The sequence below is a fragment of the Neobacillus bataviensis genome (assembly GCF_019969725.1).
This window is the reverse complement of record NZ_JAHXYW010000005.1, coordinates 239,384-261,470: the sequence shown is the minus strand read 5'-3', so window position 1 is coordinate 261,470 and position 22,087 is coordinate 239,384. Positions and strand designations below refer to the sequence as shown.

Below are 22,087 nucleotides of genomic sequence, written 5' to 3'. Positions count from 1 at the left end.
AGGTGGAGACTTACGCATGACTTCCAATAAAAACACAACTTCAAAACTTGATTATAATCTTGTTTTTATTCTTTTATTATTGTTTTTAGCAAGCTGTATTTCCATTTATAGCGCCCAAGCGAGCGGACAATACAAAGAGAATTTCTTAATTAAGCAAATGGTATGGTACGCCGTCGGCGGCGGGATTATCGCATCTGTAATGACGCTGGATTCTGACCAACTACGAAAGCTGACTTGGTATGCTTATGGATTTGGACTATTTCTTCTGGGCTTTTTAATAGTCGCACCTCCAAGCATTGCTCCGGTGATTAATGGAGCAAAGAGCTGGTTTATCGTTCCGGCCATGGGTTCTTTACAGCCCTCTGAGTTTGTTAAAATATTTATTATCTTGACACTTTCACGCGTCATCGATGATCACCATCAAAAAAATCAAGGGAACAAGACGATTCAAACTGATTTTTGGCTGTTAATAAAGCTGGGCATTGTAACAATGGTGCCATTGATGCTAGTGATGCAACAGCCGGACTTAGGAACTTCGCTTGTGTTTATTGCGATATTAGTAGGAATGATATTTATCTCAGGCATCACCTGGAAGCTGCTTGTACCGATTTTTTCTTCTGGTACAGTACTAGCTTCAACGATTTTGTATTTTGTTGTCTGGAAACCAGACATTTTAGAAAAATATCTTGGCGTAAAGCAGTACCAATTTGGCCGGATTTATTCCTGGCTCGACCCTTACAATTTTCAAAGCTCTGCTGGTTATCAGCTGACGAAATCCCTTCTCGCAATTGGCTCAGGCCAAACCGGGGGGAAAGGCTACGGCAATCGAGAAGTTTACCTGCCGGAAAGTCATACGGACTTTATCTTCAGCGTGGTTGGCGAGGAATTTGGCTTTATCGGTGCGAGTGTGTTAATTAGTTTGTTTTTCCTTTTGATATACCATATTACGAAGGTTGGCATGGAAACAAAGAATAATTTTTATACGTATATTTGTGTCGGGGTCATCAGCATGATTACCTTCCACGTTTTCCAAAATATCGGCATGACGATTGGCGTTCTGCCCATTACCGGTATTCCGCTTCCGTTTATCAGCTACGGCGGCAGTGCCTTAATGGGGAACATGCTTGGGCTCGGCTTAATTTTCTCGATACGTTACCATTATAAAAAATATATGTTTTCGACAACGGCATAACGTTGATCGATTGGGCGACCACGGTCGCTCTTTTTTTTGTTGCTTGAAAAGGGGTTTGGCGGAATAAATGCCAAGTTCTGAGGAATTCCAGCTCTATTCAACTGAAAAACATAACAAAAAAGAGCGAGACCATGGCGTGCCCCGCTCTTTTTATAAAAAACTTGGAAGGTTTTTTACACAATATTTAGTTTTACTTCTTTAACATGATTTTTTCGATGTCATCCAACATAATGTTTGCTGCAATCACGCCTCCGGCAGTATTCCAGATGGCATCACTTACTTCGTGGACATTCCCGCTCTTAACAGCATTTAAATTCTTCCAAAGTGGGTCATTTGTCCATTCCTTAGCAGTATCCAACGCAACTTTATCTCCATTTGGCGCATAGGTGAAGTAGAAAAGCTGATCCGCATCCATTTTAGGAATCACTTCTTTTCCTACCTCTACAGCAAGTTTACCAAGCTTATTTTCTGGCGTAAACAACGCTTCTTGCTGTGGAGCACGTTTAAAGCCTAATTTATCAAAAATAACACCAGAGAATGAATCAGTGTAATAAATACGAGATTTACCTGCCATAAAACGAACAATGGAAACCTGTTCATTTACTTTATCGCCAAGTTTTCCTTTAACATCTGCAACATGTTTATCAAAATCACTTAAAACCTTATTTCCTTTTTCTTCTAGGTTTAAAGCTTTTGCATATAATTTAAAGTTTTCTTGCCAATCTCCTCTAAGCGTTTCAGAAAAAACGGTAGGAGCAATAGCGCTTAGTTGTTGGTAAATTTTTTCTTGACGAAGCTTGTTACCGATAATTAAATCAGGTTTTAATGACGCAATTTTCTCGACGTTTACTTCACTTTCAACCCCAACTACCTCAACACCGTCCATATCCTTTTTAATATGGTCGTACCATGGATTTCCAAGAAAAGATTGAACAGCTCCAACTGGCTTAACTCCTAAAGATAGCACTGCCTCTGTACCTTCGTTTGTGAGAACAACGACTCTTTTTGGAGTGCCTTTAATGGTTGTCGAACCCATTGCGTGCTCAATCGTATATGGTTTTTCTTCTGTTTTCTTCGGTTCTGCTTTTTCCCCGGCAGTTTTCTCAGTTGAGCTGCCGCATGCGGCTAATAAGAAAATAGTCATAACGGAAAAAAGAGTAAGTATTGTTTTAATTGCCTTCAAAATATGTAGCCCCCTTAGCTAGTTGTTAATGATAATCATTTTCAATGACACTCTTATCATAAATTGTGACCTCGTCGCCTGTCAACAATTTTATTGAAAATCGTTCTCATTTTAATTGACAATCATTTTCAATTAGGGATAAACTAAAATTAATAACCTAATAGAAAGGTTTATCCGAAAATGCTGTTAAAAAGTACTTTTTCAAAATGGATTGGATTATTGTTCGTTATCTTGCTGATGCTTGGATTCATCTGTGCCAGCATCGTATATGGCTATACCGATACAAGCTGGGGTATCGCGGTTGACGCCTTTACCCATAACAATGGGTCCAATGAACATATTATTATTCAGACTGTCAGACTTCCACGTGCATTAATCGCATCTGCTGTCGGAGCAAGCCTTGCGATTGCAGGCGTCCTCATGCAAACATTAACGAAAAATCCCTTGGCGTCGCCTGGAATCTTTGGCATTAATGCCGGAGCCGGTTTTGCTGTGGTTGTCGCCATGACCTTATTTTCCGTTAACAGTCTGACAGCTTTCAGCGGTCTAGCTTTTTTGGGAGCTGCTATTGCTGCCATAAGTGTTTATGCGATAGGCTCCTTTGGCCGGGAAGGATTAACACCGATGAAGCTGACATTGGCAGGGGCAGCGATATCAGCTATGTTCTCCTCGTTTACGCAAGGCCTTTTAGTTTTGGATGAAGCCATGCTTGATCAGGTGCTGTTTTGGCTGGCAGGTTCAGTCTCAGGGCGAAAATTGGAAACATTGGTTTCCGTGCTTCCATACATTGGGATTGGCTGGCTGGGCTCGTTATTGATTGCTGGAAAAATGAATATCCTCGCTATGGGGGAAGATGTCGCGAAGGGACTCGGATTAAATACCGGCTTTGTAAAAATAGCAATTGGTATTCTAGTCATTTTATTAGCGGGAGGCTCCGTAGCTGTGGCAGGACCGATTGGCTTTGTCGGGATTGTGGTTCCGCACATTACCAGATCGATTATCGGCATTAATCATCGCTGGGTGATCCCATTTGCCGGGATGTTAGGCGCAATTTTATTGCTAGCAGCAGATATTGCTGCACGATATATTTTAATGCCGTCCGAGGTTCCTGTCGGAGTCATGACGGCCATTATCGGAACTCCATTCTTCATTTACATCGCGAGAAGGGGGTTCAATGCACGATGAGTAAATATAAAAACTTCCGCCTTTTTAATAATCGAATGTCCTTTTTACTGGATCGAAAAGCAGCCATCATTTTTCTTGTACTTTCCATTATTACCGCTGCAGTTTTTATCATCAGCACCGGCGCTGGGGAGATGAAGATTAACCCGCTTACCGTTGTAAAGGTTTTATTCGGTGCAGGGCCAGAAATGGAAACGCTCGTCATTCAATCCTTTCGCCTGCCGAGGATTATTATTGCGCTAATGGTCGGCATCTCGTTAGCGGTAGCCGGAGGCATTTTACAAGGGATGATCCGCAATCCGCTCGCCTCACCGGATGTGCTCGGGATTACTGGCGGGGCAGCATTTGCCGTTGTAAGTTTCCTCGCACTTTTTAGCGATAAAAATCATTCCCTTACCGTCAGCATTGCCTGGCTTCCTTTAGCTGCCTTTATTGGAGCTGGCGTTGTTGCCTTCTTGGTTTATTTGCTAGCTTGGAAAAATGGGGTTTCCCCAATCAGGTTAGTACTGATTGGAATTGGCATCTCCACATTAACACAAGCATTAACAACCTTAACGATGGTAATGGGACCGATTTATCAGGCAAGCCAGGCAAACATTTGGATTACTGGAACTGTATACGGATCCAATTGGAAAAACGTTGCCACACTCGTACCTTGGACTGGTGTCTTCCTGATCATAGCCTTTGCAGCCGCAAGAACGATCAATATCCAAGAGCTAGGCGACGAGGTGGCAACTGGTTTGGGCGGTAAAGTTCAAAAACAGCGATTTTTACTCCTGATGATCAGCACAGCTTTAATTGGAAGTTCGGTTGCCTTTGCTGGCGGCATCGGTTTTGTCGGACTTATGGCACCACATATGGCGCGAAGATTAGTTGGTTCCTCCTTTGGGGCGTTGCTTCCGACCTCAGCTCTGCTCGGAGGAATCTTGGTAATGATTGCTGATTTAATCGGGCGGACAATGTTTTCACCATTAGAAGTACCGGCTGGAGTTTTCACCGCCGGAATAGGTGCACCTTATTTTATCTACTTACTATTTAAAACTAGAAATGCCTAAAGCGAGACAAGTAAAGGAGCTGTCAGAGATGATGAATGCGATTGAAACGAAAGAATTATCACTTTCATATGGGGAGACGCTGATTATTAATGAGCTGAATCTGCAAATTCCAAAGGGTGAAATAACCGTTTTTATCGGAGCAAACGGCTGCGGGAAATCAACGCTGCTTCGTTCAATCGCCCGGCTGCTGAAGCCAAAGTCAGGATCAGTTTTGTTGGAAGGGAAGGCGATTGCCAAGCTTTCCACAAAAGACATTGCGAAAAAAATGGCCATTTTGCCGCAGTCACCTACAGCCCCTGAAGGCTTAACGGTCCTCCAGCTCGTCAAGCAGGGACGTTATCCGCATCAAACCTGGTTAAAGCAATGGTCCGAAGAAGATGAGAAAAAAGTGAACGATGCCCTGAAGGCGACGAGGCTTGAGCATCTTAAAGAAAGACCGGTTGACTCTCTTTCCGGCGGGCAAAGGCAACGTGCCTGGATCGCCATGACTTTGGCACAGGATACCGACATTATTTTATTGGATGAGCCAACGACCTACTTAGATATGACCCATCAAATCGAAATTCTTGATTTGCTGTTTGAATTAAACGAAATGAAGAACCGGACCGTCGTTATGGTCCTGCACGATCTCAATCTCGCTTGCCGTTATGCCCATAACATTGTGGCAATTAAAGATCAAAAAGTTTACGCTCAAGGAAAACCAGAGAAAGTCATCAATTGCAGTCTTGTAAAAAATGTTTTTGATATGGATTGTGAGGTAACAACAGATCCCTTATTCGGGACACCTCTTTGCATTCCTTATGGGAAGGGAAGATGCATCCTAGAGAAGGCGGTAGCGATCAATGGCTAAACTTCTGACAGAGACCGGTCTCCAAAAATATAGATTGGCAGCTAATTTGAAAAATTCATTTCATGTCGCCGATTTATTGAATGATAAATTTTTAAAGCTATTCATTGCTAACTTAGCCGATTCTATCGGTGCACCGAATGAAAAGGCAGCAGCCTCCATTTTTATTAAAAGATATGCCTTTGTGGCAGTCATCTCCCTTTATGCGATGTCAGTCTGGAATAAAAAAATCAATGTCTCAATAAGTAATATAGAAATGGAGTCGCCTGAAAAGGGAAAGGATTGGCTTCCTTCCTTTTTATTAAAGGATGAAAAGGAAGAGGATTGGAATGGGAAGGCCCGCGCGGATTGGCGAAAGGACATGATAAACGAGCTATTTGCTAAAAATATTTTCCCTATCATCGATAAATTAGAAAAAACTTTCGGGATTTCTAAGTTAATCTTGTGGGAAAATATTGCTGTTTACATATTCTGGCTTTACGAATCAGAGCTAAAGGATAGTGAAAATAGCAGCGTACAAAGCGATTTCCGTTATTTACTTTTTGAAGCAGAGGGCTCTCTGTTTGGACGCTATAAAGGAAATCCTTTGCAAAAATACTACACCGAAAAGATCGAAGATGTAAGAATGAGGAAAACTTGTTGTTTCTCTTATCAATTATCCGCTGGTAAACGCTGCAAAACATGTCCATGTACGTATATCACCAAAGATGGAAGGTGTCAGGATGGAGAAAGTATTTGTTCAACAATTCGAAGCCTTGCTTGAGAAGTATAGTGAATTATTAGTAGGGGAAACGGCTGAAGAAACGAAAGAAAAGGTGAAGGCTTGGGCGCTATATACTCACATCGCCAAATCGATGCCGGCTTTAGCCAAGCACTGGAATGAGTTGTATCCAGAAGCGAAGGAAGAAATGAAGCAAATTATTAATGAGATTAAACAAATGAATGATGAGCACCGGAATTCTGCGAAGAAATGAAAAACAGGCTGAGTGATTCAGCCTGTTTTTTGTCCGGCTTTTCTAATTAGCGTTTATATTGGTTATTCTGGCTGTTGGTTTTGTTGAAGCCTGGATCCTCATTGCCTGGTCCGCTATTGCCTTTTACGCTGGCCGCACTGACACCTGCTTTGGAAGGATTTTTCTTCATTTTTGCCATGGAAATCACCTCATAAATAGATTTCCCCGCCAAGAAAAATTTATCAAAAGTCAAGAAAAAATTTATTTTAAAAAAAAAATAAATTTTCCACACTTATCGATTGCACAAATTTTCAAAATCTTTTATATTAAATAATAACAGAACTCATTCAAATGTGAAATTTTTTTAACAAAAAAATGAATGAGTATTCATTCAAAATGATGAAGGGGGAGACAGTGTTGAACCAACTTATTAAAAAAGCAGCCGTCTTAGGATCTGGAGTAATGGGATCAGGAATTGCGGCACATCTTGCAAACATCGGAATACCAACCCTATTATTGGATATTGTCCCGCGTGAGCTTACGAAAGAAGAAGAAGCAAAGGGATTAACTTTAGCTGACCAGCAGGTACGTAATCGTATCGCTGCTGCAAATATTCAAAAATTATTGAAGCAAAAACCTGCACCGCTGACTGCTAAAAAGAATCTAGCTCTTATTGAAGCAGGTAACCTTGAAGACGATTTAGTCAAATTGAAAGACGTTGACTGGGTAATCGAAGTGGTTGTTGAAAACCTAAATGTGAAAAAACAAGTTTTTGAGCAAGTTGACAAATTCCGTAAACCTGGCAGTATCGTAAGCTCAAACACTTCCGGTATTTCAGTGGAAGCGATGGTTGAAGGACGTTCCGACGATTTTAAGAAACACTTCCTTGGAACACACTTCTTTAACCCGCCACGTTATCTAAAATTATTAGAAATTATTCCAACTCAATACACGGACCCAGAAGTCCTCTCTTTCATGAAAACATTTGGTGAGGATGTTTTAGGGAAAGGTGTAGTTGTGGCCAAAGATACGCCTAACTTTATCGGCAACCGCATCGGTACGTACGGCCTCCTTATTACAGTTAGAGAAATGTTAAATGGCGGTTATAGTGTCGGAGAAATCGATTCTATCACTGGACCATTAATTGGACGTGCGAAAAGTGCTACCTTCCGCACCCTTGATGTAGTCGGACTAGATACCTTCTATCATGTAGCAAACAATGTCTACGATAGTGTCCAGGGGGAAGAAAAGGAAGTTTTTGAAGTACCTGCTTTTATAAAAGCGATGGTTGAAAAAGGCTGGCTTGGAAGCAAATCCGGGCAAGGATTCTTTTTGAAAAAAGGAAAAGAAATCTTAGAATTGGATCCAAATACACTGGAGTACGGTCCACGCAAAAAGCTTTCTACACCTTCAGTAGAGCTTGCAAAGCAGGAAAAAGGCACAGGGAATAAATTGAAAGCGCTTGTTTACGCCAATGATCGTGCCGGCCAATTTTTATGGAATACAACAAAACATTCATTAATATACTCAGCACAGCTCTTAGGGGAAATCGCCGATGATATCGTAGCCATCGACCGTGCGATGAAATGGGGCTTCGGCTGGGAAAAGGGTCCTTTTGAAAACTGGGATGCTATCGGTGTCGAAAAATCTGTTCAAAAGATGAAAGAAGAAGGCATTGAAGTTCCAGCATGGATTACCGAAATGCTTGAAAAGGGTCATACCTCTTTCTATAAGGAAGAAAACGGCGAGCTTTACTTCTATCATAAAGGTGAATACCAGCCAGTGGAGTTCAATCCAAAGGCGATCGACCTTAAGAAAATTAAGAAACAAAAAGGTGTAATTAAAAAGAATGGCGGTGCAAGCTTGATTGATATCGGTGACGGAGTTGCTTTATTAGAATTCCACTCACCAAATAACGCGATCGGACTTGATATCGTACAAATGATTAACTTCGCAATCGATGAAGTGGAGAAAAATTATAAGGGTCTTGTCATCGGGAACCAAGGTAAGAACTTCTGTGTCGGCGCCAACTTGGCAATGATGCTGATGGAAGCCCAGGATGACAATATTCCGGAGCTTGATATGGTCGTGCGACATCTTCATAACGCACTTTTAAAAGTAAAATACAGCTCTAAGCCGGTGGTTGCGGCACCATTTGGCATGACGCTTGGCGGTGGAGCAGAGGTGTGCCTGCCTGCAGCCCACATTCAAGCATCATCTGAAACGTATATGGGACTTGTTGAGGTTGGAGTAGGCTTACTTCCTGGCGGAGGCGGTAACAAGGAGCTTTATATTAAGCACTTAGAAAGCCTGCCAAATGGCGTACAATTCGACCTGCAAAACGTGGCCAATAAAGTATTTGAAAGCATCGCGACCGCGAAAGTATCTACTTCCGCAGAAGAAGCTCGCGAGAATAATTTCTTAAACTTTGCGGATGGAATCAGCGTTAATGGTGACCATCTGCTATATGATGCAAAACAAGCCGTACTGGCATTACATGAAAAAGGCTATAAGCCAAGAGTACGCCGCAAGGTTCCAGTCGTCGGTGAAACCGGTTATGCGACACTTCTGCTTGGTGCTGAAGCCATGCGTTTATCCGGCTTTATTTCCGAGCATGACATGAAAATTGCCAAGAAGATTGCTTATGTCATTGCCGGAGGCAAAGTGCCATTCGGAACAGAAGTCGATGAACAATATCTATTAGATTTAGAAAGAGAAGCTTTCTTAAGCTTAATCAGAGAACCAAAAACACAACAGCGCATGCAGCATATGCTTGTGAAGGGAAAACCATTACGCAATTAGAAAACGGAAGCGCCTTGACCAGGGAAAAAAGCAGTTCATTTTTTCTTAGGGCCGACAAGCATAAGACGAGCTGGCGAGAAGGTTGGTTTTTAACCTTCTTGACGGATTGGCTGTAGACCTGCGAACCCCTAGGCGCTGAAGCTAGACAGTTATCGAAGTTAAAGACGAAAAATAAATTGCAAGATTGAGAGAAAGAGAGGGAACATTCATGAGAGAAGCGGTAATCGTTGCCGGAGCAAGGACACCGGTCGGCAAGTCGAAGAAAGGTTCGCTTGCCCAGGTTCGTCCTGATGATTTGGGAGCGTTAGTTGTAAAAGAAACCTTAAAGCGTGCCGGAAATTATGAAGGCAATATAGATGATTTAATCATTGGCTGTGCGATGCCTGAAGCAGAGCAAGGAAATAACATGGCCCGAAATATCGGGGCTTTGGCAGGACTTCCTTACACAGTTCCTGCTATTACAGTCAATCGTTTCTGTTCTTCAGGATTACAGGCGATTGCCTATGCAGCACAGGGAATCATGCTTGGCCATACTGATACAGCCATCGCTGGCGGAGCGGAATCGATGAGTATGATTCCAATGACGGGTCATGTTGTCCGGCCAAATATCAAACTAGCGGAAACAGCTCCACAGTACTATATGGGAATGGGTCATACGGCTGAACAGGTAGCACAAAAGTATGGAATTACACGCGAGGATCAAGACGCCTTTGCGGTTAGAAGTCATCAGCGTGCAGCCAAAGCCATTGCTGAAGGAAAATTCGTTGATGAAATCGTACCAGTGGATGTCACTATTCGCACAGTGGGAAAAGACAATAAGCTGGTTGAAAAAACAATCCAATTTTCACAAGACGAAGGTGTTCGTCCAGATACAAATTTAGAAACACTTGCTAAGCTGCGCCCGGCCTTCTCTGTTACAGGTTCTGTTACAGCTGGCAATGCCTCACAAACAAGTGACGGGGCAGCAGCTGTTATGGTAATGGACCGTGAAAAAGCAGAAGCGCTTGGTCTTAAGCCATTAGCAAAATTCCGTTCGTTCGCTGTTGGCGGTGTTCCGCCGGAAATTATGGGTGTCGGACCTGTAGTAGCGATCCCTAAAGCCCTAAAGTTAGCAGGTTTAGAGATATCAGATATTAATCTATTCGAATTGAACGAAGCCTTTGCTTCGCAATCTCTTCAAGTCATCCGCGAGCTTGGACTTGATGAAGAAAAAGTAAACGTGAATGGCGGAGCAATTGCCCTTGGACATCCGCTAGGCTGTACAGGTGCGAAGTTAACATTGAGCCTTATTCATGAGTTAAAGCGCCGCAACGAACAATTTGGTGTTGTAACCATGTGTATCGGCGGCGGAATGGGTGCTGCCGGAGTATTTGAATTATTGTAATCCGGTCATGGGGGGGTTCCCGATTGCAGCCCCCTCTCAAAATTAATTAGGAGGAATAATTATGACTGAAACTAAAAAAATCGTAAAAGGCGGAAGCTTTTTAATTGAAGATCTTTCATATGAGGATATTTTTACACCGGAAGATTTTACAGAAGAGCATTTAATGATTGGGCAGACTGCTGCAGACTTTGTTGAAAAAGAAGTGGCGCCGCAAATCGAGCATTTAGAAAACCATGAATTTGATCGTACGGTTAAGTTATTAAAGAAAATGGGAGAACTTGGCCTTTTAGCGGTAGACGTTCCAGAGGAGTTTGAAGGCTTAGGTTTAGATAAAATTACTTCATCGGTTATTACCGAAAAAATGTCAGGTGCGGGCGGCTTCTCCCTTTCTTATGGTGCTCACGTGGGAATTGGTTCCCTGCCAATCGTGTTATTCGGTAATGATGAGCAAAAGAAAAAATATTTACCAGCCCTTGCTTCTGGTGAAAAAATTGCAGCCTATGCATTGACGGAGCCTGGATCAGGTTCTGACGCATTAGGCGCAAGAACAACGGCTAAATTAAATGCTGCCGGCACTCACTATATCCTGAACGGTGAAAAGCAATGGATCACTAATGCAGGTTTTGCAGATGTTTTCGTTGTTTATGCAAAAATTGACGGTGAACATTTCACGGCCTTTATCGTAGAACGGGATTTCTCTGGCGTTTCAACAGGCGCTGAAGAAAAGAAAATGGGTATTAAGGCTTCTTCCACTCGTACCCTAATCTTAGAAGATGTAGCGGTCCCGGTTGAAAATTTACTAGGTGAATATGGCAAAGGCCATGTTATTGCCTTTAATATTTTAAACATTGGCCGTTACAAGTTAGCTGTCGGCGGCGTCGGCGGTTCCAAAAAGGCATTTGAAATGACAGTTAAGTATGCAAATGGCCGTAAGCAATTTAAAACTCCAATTGCCCAATTTAATTTAACAAAAGAAAAGTTTGGTACAATGGCTTCTAAAATTTATGCGGCTGAAAGCTCCGTTTACCGTACAATCGGTTTGTATGAAAACAACCAAGGCCAGCTTTCGACGGAAGAAGCGAAGGACATTAAAAAGGTTGCTGGTTCAATCGCTGAATACGCAATCGAGTGTTCCGTAAATAAATTCTTTGCAAGTGAAGTGCTTTCTTACGTGGTAGATGAAGGCGTACAAATTCACGGCGGATACGGCTTCATGCAGGAATATCCGATTGAAAGAGCCTACCGTGACGCCCGTATTAACCGTATCTTTGAAGGAACAAACGAAATCAACCGTCTATTGGTGCCAGGCACCTTCTTGAAAAAGGCCTTTAAAGGCGAGCTTCCATTATTCCAAAAAGCAATGGTGCTTCAAGAGGAGTTAATGATGTTAATGCCGGAAGAGCCAGGCGATGAGCCGCTTGCACAGGAAAAATATCTGGTGAAAAACGCAAAGAAAATTGGCCTATTAGCAGCAGGCTTAGCTGCGCAAAAATTCGGTAAAGCGCTTGAAACAGAGCAAGAAATCCTCTCTAATATTGCGGATATCGCTTCACAAGTTTACGCTATGGAATCAGTTGTTTTACGTACTGAAAAAGCGATTGCAAAAGACGGCTTAGAAAAGAATAAGCAGAAGCTTCTATACACTCAAATCTTCTGTCAAGAAGCCTTTAATGAAATCGAACAGCATGCGAAAGAGACCCTTGTAGCGGTTGAGCAGGGAGATACACTTCGCATGATGCTTACTTCCCTTCGCAAGTTTACTCGCCACACGCCAATCAACGTGATTGCAAAAAAACGCGAAGCGGCAGATGTAGTAATTGAAGCAGAACGTTATGTAGTGTAATTTTTATTCCGGCTCCCTTCCTTCACAGAGGGGAGCTTTTTATTTAAATATTTTTTTAAAAAGCAGGAAATTCTACAAACGGTGTCGAATTTTATCTTTTGGAAGTGCCATCTATTAGGATTTTGAAGTTGTCTATGATAAAATGCATTTGACTAAAGAGGGTGGTGAAACGGTTGGCATTAACATTTTACTGGTATCCGAAATGCGGAACATGTCGAAATGCAAAGAAGTGGCTGGATGCCCATCAGCTTTCGTATGAAGAAGTACATATTGTGGAAAATCCCCCATCACGGGAATTGTTGCAAGAGTTCTACCAAAAAAGCGGCTTGGAATTAAAGAAATTTTTTAATACAAGTGGCCAAAAATACCGGGAATTAGGTATGAAAGACCGAATGAAGTCAGCAACAGACAATGAGCTATTAGATTTATTAGCTTCCGACGGCATGTTAATCAAACGCCCGATTTTAACAGACGGAGAACATGTGACCGTTGGCTTTAAGGAAGAAGAGTTTGAGAAAATGTGGCTGAAGTAACCTAGCCATCATGTAAAAGTGGTAATCGATTTATTTCGATGATAGATTTTAGAATAATTCAATGGAGGGATTTTGCAAATGAGTACACCAAAAGAATTACGTTATTCTGAAGAACATGAATGGGTAAAAGTTGAAGGAGAAAAAGTGCGCGTCGGGATCACTGACTTTGCACAGCACGAGTTAGGTGATATCGTTTTCGTAGAGCTTCCTGAAGTGGGCGATGAAGTAACAGCTGACGAACCATTCGGCAGCGTGGAATCAGTTAAAACTGTTTCTGAACTTTACGCACCAGTCAGCGGTAAAGTTGTTGAAGTAAACGAAGATTTAAGTGACAGCCCTGAGTTCGTGAACGAATCACCATATGAAAAAGCATGGATGATCGTAATTGAATTATCCGACAGCAGTGAAATCGACAAGCTTATGACGGCTGAACAATACGAAGAAATGACTAAAGAAGACTAATTCTTAGCTTGAAAGCACCTCATGCAGGTGCTTTTCTTACATTTTCCACTTTTTCTACTACTAAATTTGGGCAGGCTATAATAAAATGTGAAAAAGGCGGAAAAGCATCCATGAGCAAAAACCTATTTTTGAGATGACAATAATGCTATAGTTAACGTACCTAAGAAGCAGGCACACATTGTGAAAAATTTGGAATATGTTATCATAAAACAACTTCTTTTACAGGTGATGGATAATGAATGATACGTATGTTGACAAAGTTCTTATTGTCGAAGGAAAATCGGATAAAAATAAGGTTAAAAGTATCTTAAAGGAACCCGTTGAAATCATTTGTACAAATGGAACCATCAGTTTGACAAAATTAGATGAATTGATTGAATTTCTTGAAGACAAGGATGTCTATATCCTTGTGGATGCCGATGAAGCAGGCGAGAAGCTTCGGAAGCAGTTTAAACGGGAATTTCCTCATGCGGAACATTTATATATTGACCGGATGTATCGTGAAGTAGCCACTGCGCCTGTGCAACACCTAGCTACGGTTTTATTAGGTGCGAACATTGACGTTCATACCGAGTATTTAGAAATGAGTTAACTGAAATGAATGAGTGGAATCGAAAGGATTTGACCAACTTCCTCGAATCAAAGGCAACCGGGCTGGTCTATTTTTATACGCCAATGTGCGGCACCTGCCAGCTGGCCTCTAAAATGCTGTTGGTAGTTGAGGAACTGATCGAGATAGAAATGGGAAAAATGAATTTAAATTTTTACCCTGATTTAGCGGTGGATTTTGCCGTTGAAAGTGTCCCCAGTTTGCTAATCGTGCAAAACGGTGTCGTGATGGAGACGCTGTATGCTTTTCATTCGGTACCGTTTTTGTTGGATAAAATAAGGCAGTATATAAGCTAAAACAGATGCTTTTTGTGGGCATCTGTTTTTTGTTTGCTTATAACAATTCATAAAACCTGCTAGTCGCAAAAAAGGATAGTCACGGTCGATAAGAACGGTTCATAAAGCCCGCCAGACATAAAAAAGGGCAGTCGCGGTCGATAAGAACAGTTCATAAAGCCCGCCAGACATAAAAAAGGGCAGTCACTGTCGATAAGAACAGTTCATAAAGCCCGCCAGACACAAAAACGGCAGTCACGGTCGATAAGAACGGTTCATAAAGCCCGTCGGACACAAAAAACGGCAGTCACGGTCGATAAGAACGGTTCATAAAGCCCGTCGGACACAAAAAACGGCAGTCACGGTCGATAAGAACGGTTCATAAAGCCCGTCAGACACAATAAAAGGCGGCCACGGTCGATAAGGACGGTTCATAAAGCCCGTCAGACACAAAAACGGCAGCCACGGTCGATAAGGACGGTTCATAAAGCCCGTCAGACACAAAAAACGGCAGTCACGGTCGATAAGAACGGTTCATAAAGCCCGCAAGACACAATAAAGGGCAGCCACGGTCGATAAGGACGGTTCATAAAGCTAGCCAACTCAAAAATAGGACAGCCACAGTCGATAAGACTGCATAGGACCTATCTACCCAAAACTTAAACATAATAGGTATATTTTTTCTTCCCCATTACCTTGTAGTTTTCCTTTAAAATTCTTTTAATCATTTTTTGCGACTTAATAACCACACACCATTCCCTCACAACATTGGTGGTAATCTTCATCTCGGGGAACAGCAGTTTAATTTCATCTACACTCCGTAATACGGCAGCATCAATTTTCTCTTCACACCCGCAGTCATAACATACTAATTTTCCACCACACAAAGACACATTAAAGGAATGGCACGCAGAACATGTCAATCCCTTCCGCAGCTCCTCAAAACTATAAGCCCTCAGTTTTGAATAAGGAGATACAACTTTATGTAGAGACACCAGTTTTTCAGCGAGCTTATTATGATGAATGCTCAATTTGGACTGCTTTCTATTTAATTTTTTCATGAAAGTTTTTAACTGAGGTGCATAAATGATGGGTTCGTTTAGGGGTGCTTGGTACAAGAAAAAGTCGGGGTTATTAAAAACGACATATCCTTCAATCGGTATATTATAACCCAGATTTTGGAGTAATTGACGGAGCAGGGTTTTGGTGCGTTTCAGCTGGTCAAGTGGGTTTTGATATATCTTTCCTGATAGAGTCTCTAACCGGTCGGGTTTAAAAATAAAATTTCCTTGATAATATTTTACTTCAAAAACATAAAGAGGTTCTTGAAAAATAAGAGTGGAATCAATCTGAAAATCCTTATTATTACTCTCAATAAGCAAATCATTTAAAATATGGCAATTACTTTGCAATTTTTCAGTTAAGAAATCAAATTGAACTTCACCCTGGTAGCCTTTTTCAAGGTTAAAATAATTCCTCCTTTCTTCCTCCGTCAACTCCATTCGCGTGTTTAAAATCCTAAGAATCAGTAACTCTAGCGACTCAATTCGTGGTTTAAAAGCCATGTTCCACACCCTTTCTTTACTTCAAATTTTATAAAAATATCAACCATCCTTAACAACGTACATTTGAACAATTTATAACAATTCCCCCAATTTCGACACATCACTCCGCCAATCCCCGCAATAACTGTCGAGCGTTATTAAAAGGATAATAGCGCCCCATGATGAATAAGTATTAGTAAAAGCATGGGACCGGAGTGGTGAAAATGATAGAGGCTTTAAATAATTTTCTAACAAAAGTAAAAGTACAAGGGCATATCCTTCCATTAATAGAAAACGCGGACCTTCGTGTGAACTTAAATACCCATCAGCAGTCCATACAGCTGGTAATAAAAAATGGAACCATTTTTACTCTTCAAAACCAACCCTCCAAATACGAAATTAGCGGCGATATAAATGCAATGACACAACTCCTCGAGGGCAAGCAAAGATTACGAACTCTAAAGCTCAGCATATCAGCCCCTTTAAGAACGATCTTGCTGCTCGAATCTCTTTTTTACCTCACAAAAGCACAGCAAGAATTTGCAAAAATAATTTAATCAAAGCTATTGACTCGGAATTAGACATCAGGTATGCTGAATTTAGAATATTATACCAATAAAATAGCCAAATAAAGTAATCTTATCCAGAGAGGCGGAGGGACTGGCCCGATGATGCCCGGCAACCGGTTGGACAACCAAGGTGCTAATTCCAGCGAAGCGGAAAAGGCTTCGGAAGATAAGAAGAGAGACCCCCTCTTCTTATTGAAGTGGGGGTTATTTATTTTAAAAGGAGTGGGAGTAATGGCAGAAAATCAAAAAAAGTATCGGTTTGAAACATTAAGTGTTCATGGCGGTTTATCACCAGACCCAGTGACAGGTGCACGCGCGGTTCCAATCTACCAAAACAATGCCTATCAATTTAAAAACACAGAACATGCTGCAAACCTGTTTAGCTTAGCAGAACCAGGTTACATATATACTCGCATTCATAATCCAACCACCACCGTTTTTGAAGAACGTGTCTCCCTCCTGGAAGGAGGTGTTGGTGCCCTGGCGGTTGCCAGCGGAATGGCTGCCATCACACTCGCCATCCTAAATATTGCCGAAGCAGGCGATGAAATTGTGGCCGCTTCTAATCTCTATGGCGGAACCTATAATTTATTTGCAGTTACGCTCCCTAAATACGGGATTAAAGTTAAATTCGTAGATGCGGAAAATCTGGAAAACTTCCGCACGGCAATTACCGAAAAAACAAAAGCAGTCTTTGCTGAAACCATTGGTAATCCAAGCTTGCGCATTCTTGATATTGAAAAAGTGGCAGAAATTGCCCACGAGGCCGGAGTCCCATTAATTATTGACAATACGTTTGCAACACCTTACCTTTGCAGACCAATTGAGCATGGTGCAGATATTGTGATACATTCCGCAACCAAGTGGCTCCTAGGCAATGGAACCACGACAGGAGGCATCATTGTTGACGGAGGTAAGTTTGATTGGAATTCGCCGAAATTCCCTGGCTTTACTACTCCAGATGCAAGCTATCATGATCTTGTTTATGCAGAGGCACTAGGGGCGGTTGCATACATTATCAAAGCGCGAGTGCAGCTTCTCCGTGACCTTGGACCAGCCCTAAGTCCACAAAATGCCTTCTTATTTGCACTTGGGCTTGAAACACTGCATGTTCGCATGAAAGAGCATGTCGCCAATACAAACCAGGTCGTTGAATATTTGTTAAATCACCCTGCCGTCGAGTGGGTTTCCTATCCAGGCCACAAAACACATCCTGATTACGACTTAACCAAAAAGTATTTGCCAAAAGGTGCAGGGTCAATGGTTGTTTTCGGAATTAAGGGTGGAAAAGAAGCTGGAGCGAAGCTAATAGATTCCCTTTCTTTATGGGCTCATGTTGCCAATGTTGGGGATGCCAAAAGTTTAATCATACATCCGGCTAGTACAACACACCAGCAGCTAGATTCTGAGGGACTTAAAGCAGCAGGTGTCTCAGAAGATTTAATCCGCCTATCAATCGGTATCGAGAACGTCGAGGATCTGATTGAAGACCTAGAATCAGCTATTGAGGCGGCAACAGGCTTAACTTCGTTAAAAACAAATGTTTAAAATTTCCTAAATTATTTTTTCGAAAATTTCATTGACACACCTTTTTATACGTGTTACGATAACTTTCGTGAAATAATTACTTAAATAATTTAACGTGTTAATTGAATATATAGGATGCTCTTATCAAGAGAGGTGGAGGGATGTGCCCGATGAAGCCCGGCAACCGTCAATTTATTGAAATGGTGCCAATTCACACAAAGCAATTGCTTTGGGAGATGGGAGAAAGGTTTATATTAATAATGCCTTTCTGCCTGTGCAGAAAGGTTTTTTGTTTTCCTAAAATAGGAATATTTCTGGCAAACAATCAAACCCTATAATCAAGTAATAGGTTTTAATTTCAGAATTTTAAGTAAATAGGTTAAAAAGTAGGTGAGACTATCAATGATTTCGATAAAAAATGTCCGAAAAATCTATCCTTCGAAACAGGGGCAGCTAAAAGCCGTCGATGACGTCAACCTGGATATTAAAGAAGGGGAAATTTTCGGGGTAATTGGATATAGCGGTGCTGGGAAAAGTACTTTAATCCGTATGCTTAACGGACTTGAACTGCCAACCGATGGAACCGTAACGGTAGCTGGTCGTGTTATCTCAAAAATTAAAGGCAGTGAACTTCGAAAGGCACGCCAGGAAATCAGCATGATTTTCCAACATTTTAATCTTCTTTGGTCAAGGACAGTCAGCGAAAATATTGCTTTTCCATTAGAAATATCCGGGGTTCCAAGCTCACAGAGACAAAAAAGAGTTAATGAGCTCATAAAGCTTGTTGGCCTTGAAGGCAGAGAAAATGCTTATCCTTCACAGCTGAGCGGCGGGCAAAAACAGAGGGTCGGAATTGCCCGGGCACTTGCGAATAACCCAAAGGTATTGCTTTGTGATGAAGCAACCTCTGCACTCGATCCACAAACAACCGACTCAATCCTGGAATTATTAGTTGATATTAATAAACGGCTGGGCTTAACCATTGTATTGATTACCCATGAGATGCATGTCATTCGTAAAATTTGCCACCGTGTTGCTGTAATGGAAAGCGGAAAAGTAGTTGAGCTTGGCTCAGTACTCGATGTTTTCAAAAACCCGCAGCAGCCGATTACAAAACGATTCGTCCAACAAGTGACAGAGCCGGAAGAAACCAAGGATACGGCAGATCATTTGCTTGAACGTTATCATTCCGGTTTGATTGTCCAACTAACCTTTATTGGGGAATCTGCTGAGCAGCCGGTCATCACAAATTTAATAAGAAATAACAATGTTACGGTAAATATCCTGCAGGGGAAAATATCACAAACGCAGAGTGGTTCATATGGTACGCTTTTCATCCATATCGATGGGGACGAAAAAGAAGTCATGAATGCAGTTGACTTTATCCGTTCACAGCAGGTAGGAGTGGAGGTGGTAGCAAATGATTAAGGAGTATTTTCCAAATGTTGATTGGCTTATTTTGTGGCAAGAAACAAAAAATACCCTATATATGACGGGGATCTCAGTGCTTGCAACCTTTATTTTAGGGACCTTGCTTGGCTTAATATTATTTCTTACTTCTAATGGAAACTTATGGGGAAATAAACCGATTAACGCAGTATTCAGTACGATCGTAAATATTTTCCGTTCTATACCATTTATTATCTTAATCGTGTTATTAATTCCGTTAACGACGATATTGGTTGGATCCATGATTGGTGTTAATGCTGCGTTACCATCACTAATAATTGGAGCTGCGCCGTTTTATGCGCGGATGGTGGAAATTGGACTAAGAGAGATTGATAAAGGAGTCATTGAAGCAGCCAGATCAATGGGAGCAACAACTGGTACGATTATCTGGAAGGTGCTTCTTCCGGAATCAATGCCGGCACTCATATCAGGTATTACAGTTACAGCGATTGCCCTTGTCAGTTACACAGCGATGGCAGGAGCGATTGGTGCAGGCGGCTTAGGAAGTCTAGCCTACAACTATGGGTACCAGCGAAACCAAAATGATGTAACCTTCATGGCTACAGTCGTCATTTTACTTATTGTGTTTGTAATTCAATTTATTGGTGATTTCATCACTTCAAAATTAGATAAACGATAAAAAGGAGAGGTTAAAATGAAAAAATGGTTAACAGTACTTTTAGCATTAACACTTGCACTTGCGCTGGCAGCTTGCGGTAAATCTGAAGATAAATCAGAAGGTACTAGTGAAAAGGGCAGCAAAACAACAACATTAGTGGTCGGAGCATCTACTGTTCCCCACGCTGAAATTCTTGAAAAAGCAGCACCTCTGTTAAAAGAAAAAGGGATTGACTTAAAAATTACAACATTCACGGACTATGTTTTACCAAACAAAGCCCTTGCTTCAAAAGAACTTGATGCTAACTATTTCCAGCACATCCCTTACCTAGAGTCTCAAAATAAAGAGTTTGGATATAATTTTGTCAATGCTGGCGGAATCCATATCGAGCCAATTGGTATATATTCTAAGAAATACAAAAAGCTAAGCGACCTTCCAAATGGTGCCCACCTAATCATGAGCAACTCTGTTGCAGACCACGGCCGTCTACTTTCATTGCTTGAAAAAGAAGGTCTAATCAAGCTTAAAGAAGGCATTGATAAAACTAAAGCTGAGTTGAAAGACGTTGTTGAAAATCCAAAGAACTTAAAATTTGATGCAAACTATGAAGCAAAATTATTACCGCAAATCTATAACAATGGCGAAGGCGATGCGGTTCTTATCAACTCAAACTATGCGATTGATGCGGGCCTAAACCCAGTAAAAGATTCCATTGCGATTGAAGATAAAGAATCACCATATGTAAACGTAATTGCGGTTCGTAAAGGTGATGAAAACAAGCCAGCAATCAAAGCACTTGTTGAAGTACTTCATTCTAAAGAAATCCAAGATTTCATTCTTGAAAAATACAAAGGTGCCGTTGTCCCGGTTTCTGAATAAGTAATAGGAAAAAGCAGGCGAGTGAGCCTGCTTTTTCGTCTAAATTAGGTAGAAACTGATGATACATGAATCAAACTAAATGGGTAAAAATAGAGAAGACTTTCAACCTGAATTCACTTGGCAATTGCTAAAAAAATGAGGTATCATTTTAATCGAGTGTGTTTTACATAATTGGTTAGTTGTCTGAATTTTTTAAAAACCACTCTTTTCATTCTCATTTAGGACATCCTCAATGAAAATAGCACTTGGTTTTTACTGTTTAAGAGTTGCTAATACATTTCATTTGTTATAAGATTGGAATGAGAATAAAATGAGAATAGAGTTATAGATCTCCTGTGATCTACAAGATACAAAACATTCTTTTCGGAGGTATTATTATGGCTGGATCAACTTTAACTATCAAGGATTTACACGTAGAAATTGATGGGAAAGAAATCTTAAAAGGTGTAAACCTTGAAATAAAAGGTGGAGAAATTCACGCAATTATGGGTCCAAACGGAACAGGTAAATCTACTTTATCTTCCGCCATCATGGGGCACCCAAAATATGAAGTAACAAGCGGCAGCATTACATTAGATGGTCAAAATGTTCTTGAAATGGAAGTAGATGAGCGTGCCCGCGCAGGTCTTTTCCTTGCCATGCAATATCCAAGTGAAATCAACGGCGTAACGAATGCTGATTTTTTACGTTCAGCGCTAAATAGCCGTCTCGGTGAAGGCAATGAGATTTCCCTAATGAAATTCATTCGCAAAATGGATAAGCAAATGGAATTCCTAGAAATGGATTTAGATATGGCTCAGCGCTATTTGAACGAGGGCTTCTCCGGCGGTGAGAAGAAGCGTAACGAAATCCTGCAATTGATGATGCTTGAGCCAAAAATTGCAATCCTTGATGAAATCGACTCAGGTCTTGATATTGACGCTCTTAAGGTTGTATCAAAGGGTGTTAATGAAATGCGCGGCGAAGAATTTGGCTGCTTAATTATTACTCACTATCAACGTCTTTTAAACTATATCACTCCTGACCATGTGCATATTATGATGCAAGGCCGCATTGTGAAATCAGGCGGAGCAGAGCTGGCACAACGCTTAGAAGCAGAAGGATATGACTGGATCAAGAAAGAGCTCGGCATTGAAGATGAAACAGTTGGGCAAGAAGCGTAAGCAGTTAGGAGGATTA

General features: G+C 41.3%; 22 protein-coding genes and 2 riboswitches. Of the genes, 19 read left to right on the top strand and 3 right to left on the bottom strand.

Annotated elements, in window-relative coordinates; genetic code table 11:
• Positions 1 to 16: 16 nt before the first annotated feature.
• The gene (gene rodA / locus LC455_RS15100; RefSeq protein ID WP_223591982.1) at positions 17 to 1,192 is read left to right on the top strand and encodes a rod shape-determining protein RodA; all 1,176 of its coding nucleotides are present in this window, start codon (positions 17 to 19) and stop codon (positions 1,190 to 1,192) included.
• Between the two features lie 190 nt (positions 1,193 to 1,382).
• On the opposite strand, the gene LC455_RS15095 is transcribed toward rodA, so the two are convergent.
• On the bottom strand, positions 1,383 to 2,336 hold the full coding sequence (locus LC455_RS15095; RefSeq protein WP_440446404.1) for an ABC transporter substrate-binding protein: 954 nt from the start codon (positions 2,334 to 2,336) through the stop codon (positions 1,383 to 1,385).
• Between the two features lie 219 nt (positions 2,337 to 2,555).
• Here LC455_RS15095 and LC455_RS15090 point away from each other — a divergent pair, with 219 nt between their 5' ends.
• Genes LC455_RS15090 through LC455_RS15070 form a run of 5 tightly spaced genes read left to right on the top strand, consistent with a single transcriptional unit; the run spans position 2,556 to position 6,433 of the window.
• Entirely contained in the window at positions 2,556 to 3,560 is a 1,005-nt protein-coding gene (locus LC455_RS15090; RefSeq protein ID WP_223591980.1) for a FecCD family ABC transporter permease, read from the top strand.
• Positions 3,557 to 4,612 carry a FecCD family ABC transporter permease gene (locus tag LC455_RS15085; protein ID WP_223591979.1) on the top strand — a complete coding sequence of 352 codons (1,056 nt, stop codon included), beginning with the start codon at positions 3,557 to 3,559 and terminating at the stop codon, positions 4,610 to 4,612. Before LC455_RS15090 ends, LC455_RS15085 begins: the two co-directional genes overlap by 4 nt.
• A gap of 31 nt (positions 4,613 to 4,643) precedes the next feature.
• Positions 4,644 to 5,462, top strand: a complete 819-nt coding sequence (locus LC455_RS15080; protein WP_223592261.1) for an ABC transporter ATP-binding protein — start codon at positions 4,644 to 4,646, stop codon at positions 5,460 to 5,462.
• Positions 5,455 to 6,222, top strand: coding sequence for a siderophore-iron reductase FhuF (gene fhuF / locus LC455_RS15075; protein ID WP_223591978.1), 768 nt, complete (start codon positions 5,455 to 5,457; stop codon positions 6,220 to 6,222). Before LC455_RS15080 ends, fhuF begins: the two co-directional genes overlap by 8 nt.
• Complete coding sequence (locus LC455_RS15070; protein ID WP_223591977.1) at positions 6,182 to 6,433, top strand: DUF2573 family protein; 252 nt, start codon at positions 6,182 to 6,184, stop codon at positions 6,431 to 6,433. Before fhuF ends, LC455_RS15070 begins: the two co-directional genes overlap by 41 nt.
• 46 nt (positions 6,434 to 6,479) lie before the next feature.
• Here the strand turns inward: LC455_RS15070 and LC455_RS15065 are convergent, their stop codons facing one another.
• Entirely contained in the window at positions 6,480 to 6,611 is a 132-nt protein-coding gene (locus LC455_RS15065) for a YuzL family protein (protein WP_223591976.1), read from the bottom strand.
• Positions 6,612 to 6,829: 218 nt separating this feature from the next.
• Between LC455_RS15065 and LC455_RS15060 the strand changes: the two genes are divergently transcribed.
• The 7 genes from LC455_RS15060 (at position 6,830) to LC455_RS15030 (ending at position 14,342) form a co-directional block, all read left to right on the top strand.
• Positions 6,830 to 9,214 carry a 3-hydroxyacyl-CoA dehydrogenase/enoyl-CoA hydratase family protein gene (locus tag LC455_RS15060; RefSeq protein ID WP_223591975.1) on the top strand — a complete coding sequence of 795 codons (2,385 nt, stop codon included), beginning with the start codon at positions 6,830 to 6,832 and terminating at the stop codon, positions 9,212 to 9,214.
• Positions 9,215 to 9,422: 208 nt separating this feature from the next.
• Positions 9,423 to 10,598: an acetyl-CoA C-acetyltransferase gene (locus LC455_RS15055; protein ID WP_223591974.1), complete on the top strand. Its 1,176-nt coding sequence runs from the start codon at positions 9,423 to 9,425 to the stop codon at positions 10,596 to 10,598.
• Positions 10,599 to 10,659: 61 nt separating this feature from the next.
• Positions 10,660 to 12,441, top strand: coding sequence for an acyl-CoA dehydrogenase family protein (locus LC455_RS15050; protein ID WP_223591973.1), 1,782 nt, complete (start codon positions 10,660 to 10,662; stop codon positions 12,439 to 12,441).
• Between the two features lie 173 nt (positions 12,442 to 12,614).
• Positions 12,615 to 12,974, top strand: a complete 360-nt coding sequence (locus tag LC455_RS15045; protein ID WP_223591972.1) for an arsenate reductase family protein — start codon at positions 12,615 to 12,617, stop codon at positions 12,972 to 12,974.
• A gap of 78 nt (positions 12,975 to 13,052) precedes the next feature.
• A complete protein-coding gene (gene gcvH, locus LC455_RS15040; protein ID WP_223591971.1) occupies positions 13,053 to 13,436 on the top strand; it encodes a glycine cleavage system protein GcvH in 384 nt (127 codons plus the stop codon).
• A 235-nt stretch (positions 13,437 to 13,671) separates the two neighbouring features.
• On the top strand, positions 13,672 to 14,028 hold the full coding sequence (locus tag LC455_RS15035) for a toprim domain-containing protein (RefSeq protein ID WP_223591970.1): 357 nt from the start codon (positions 13,672 to 13,674) through the stop codon (positions 14,026 to 14,028).
• Between the two features lie 5 nt (positions 14,029 to 14,033).
• On the top strand, positions 14,034 to 14,342 hold the full coding sequence (locus tag LC455_RS15030) for a thioredoxin family protein (RefSeq protein ID WP_223591968.1): 309 nt from the start codon (positions 14,034 to 14,036) through the stop codon (positions 14,340 to 14,342).
• A gap of 638 nt (positions 14,343 to 14,980) precedes the next feature.
• Here the strand turns inward: LC455_RS15030 and LC455_RS15025 are convergent.
• Positions 14,981 to 15,886: a nuclease-related domain-containing protein gene (locus LC455_RS15025; RefSeq protein ID WP_223591966.1), complete on the bottom strand. Its 906-nt coding sequence runs from the start codon at positions 15,884 to 15,886 to the stop codon at positions 14,981 to 14,983.
• Positions 15,887 to 16,089: 203 nt separating this feature from the next.
• On the opposite strand from LC455_RS15025, the gene LC455_RS15020 reads away from it, so the two are divergent.
• The 6 genes from LC455_RS15020 (at position 16,090) to sufC (ending at position 22,071) form a co-directional block, all read left to right on the top strand.
• Positions 16,090 to 16,422: a hypothetical protein gene (locus LC455_RS15020; protein ID WP_223591964.1), complete on the top strand. Its 333-nt coding sequence runs from the start codon at positions 16,090 to 16,092 to the stop codon at positions 16,420 to 16,422.
• A 79-nt stretch (positions 16,423 to 16,501) separates the two neighbouring features.
• Positions 16,502 to 16,607: riboswitch (SAM riboswitch) on the top strand.
• Positions 16,608 to 16,665: 58 nt separating this feature from the next.
• On the top strand, positions 16,666 to 17,982 hold the full coding sequence (locus tag LC455_RS15015) for an O-acetylhomoserine aminocarboxypropyltransferase/cysteine synthase family protein (protein WP_223591963.1): 1,317 nt from the start codon (positions 16,666 to 16,668) through the stop codon (positions 17,980 to 17,982).
• Between the two features lie 117 nt (positions 17,983 to 18,099).
• Positions 18,100 to 18,204: riboswitch (SAM riboswitch) on the top strand.
• Positions 18,205 to 18,363: 159 nt separating this feature from the next.
• The gene (locus LC455_RS15010) at positions 18,364 to 19,389 is read left to right on the top strand and encodes a methionine ABC transporter ATP-binding protein (RefSeq protein ID WP_223591961.1); all 1,026 of its coding nucleotides are present in this window, start codon (positions 18,364 to 18,366) and stop codon (positions 19,387 to 19,389) included.
• Positions 19,382 to 20,050 carry a methionine ABC transporter permease gene (locus tag LC455_RS15005; RefSeq protein WP_223591959.1) on the top strand — a complete coding sequence of 223 codons (669 nt, stop codon included), beginning with the start codon at positions 19,382 to 19,384 and terminating at the stop codon, positions 20,048 to 20,050. Before LC455_RS15010 ends, LC455_RS15005 begins: the two co-directional genes overlap by 8 nt.
• A 15-nt stretch (positions 20,051 to 20,065) precedes the next feature.
• Positions 20,066 to 20,908 carry a MetQ/NlpA family ABC transporter substrate-binding protein gene (locus LC455_RS15000; RefSeq protein WP_223591957.1) on the top strand — a complete coding sequence of 281 codons (843 nt, stop codon included), beginning with the start codon at positions 20,066 to 20,068 and terminating at the stop codon, positions 20,906 to 20,908.
• Positions 20,909 to 21,285: 377 nt separating this feature from the next.
• A complete protein-coding gene (gene sufC / locus LC455_RS14995) occupies positions 21,286 to 22,071 on the top strand; it encodes a Fe-S cluster assembly ATPase SufC (protein WP_223591955.1) in 786 nt (261 codons plus the stop codon).
• Positions 22,072 to 22,087: the final 16 nt, after the last annotated feature.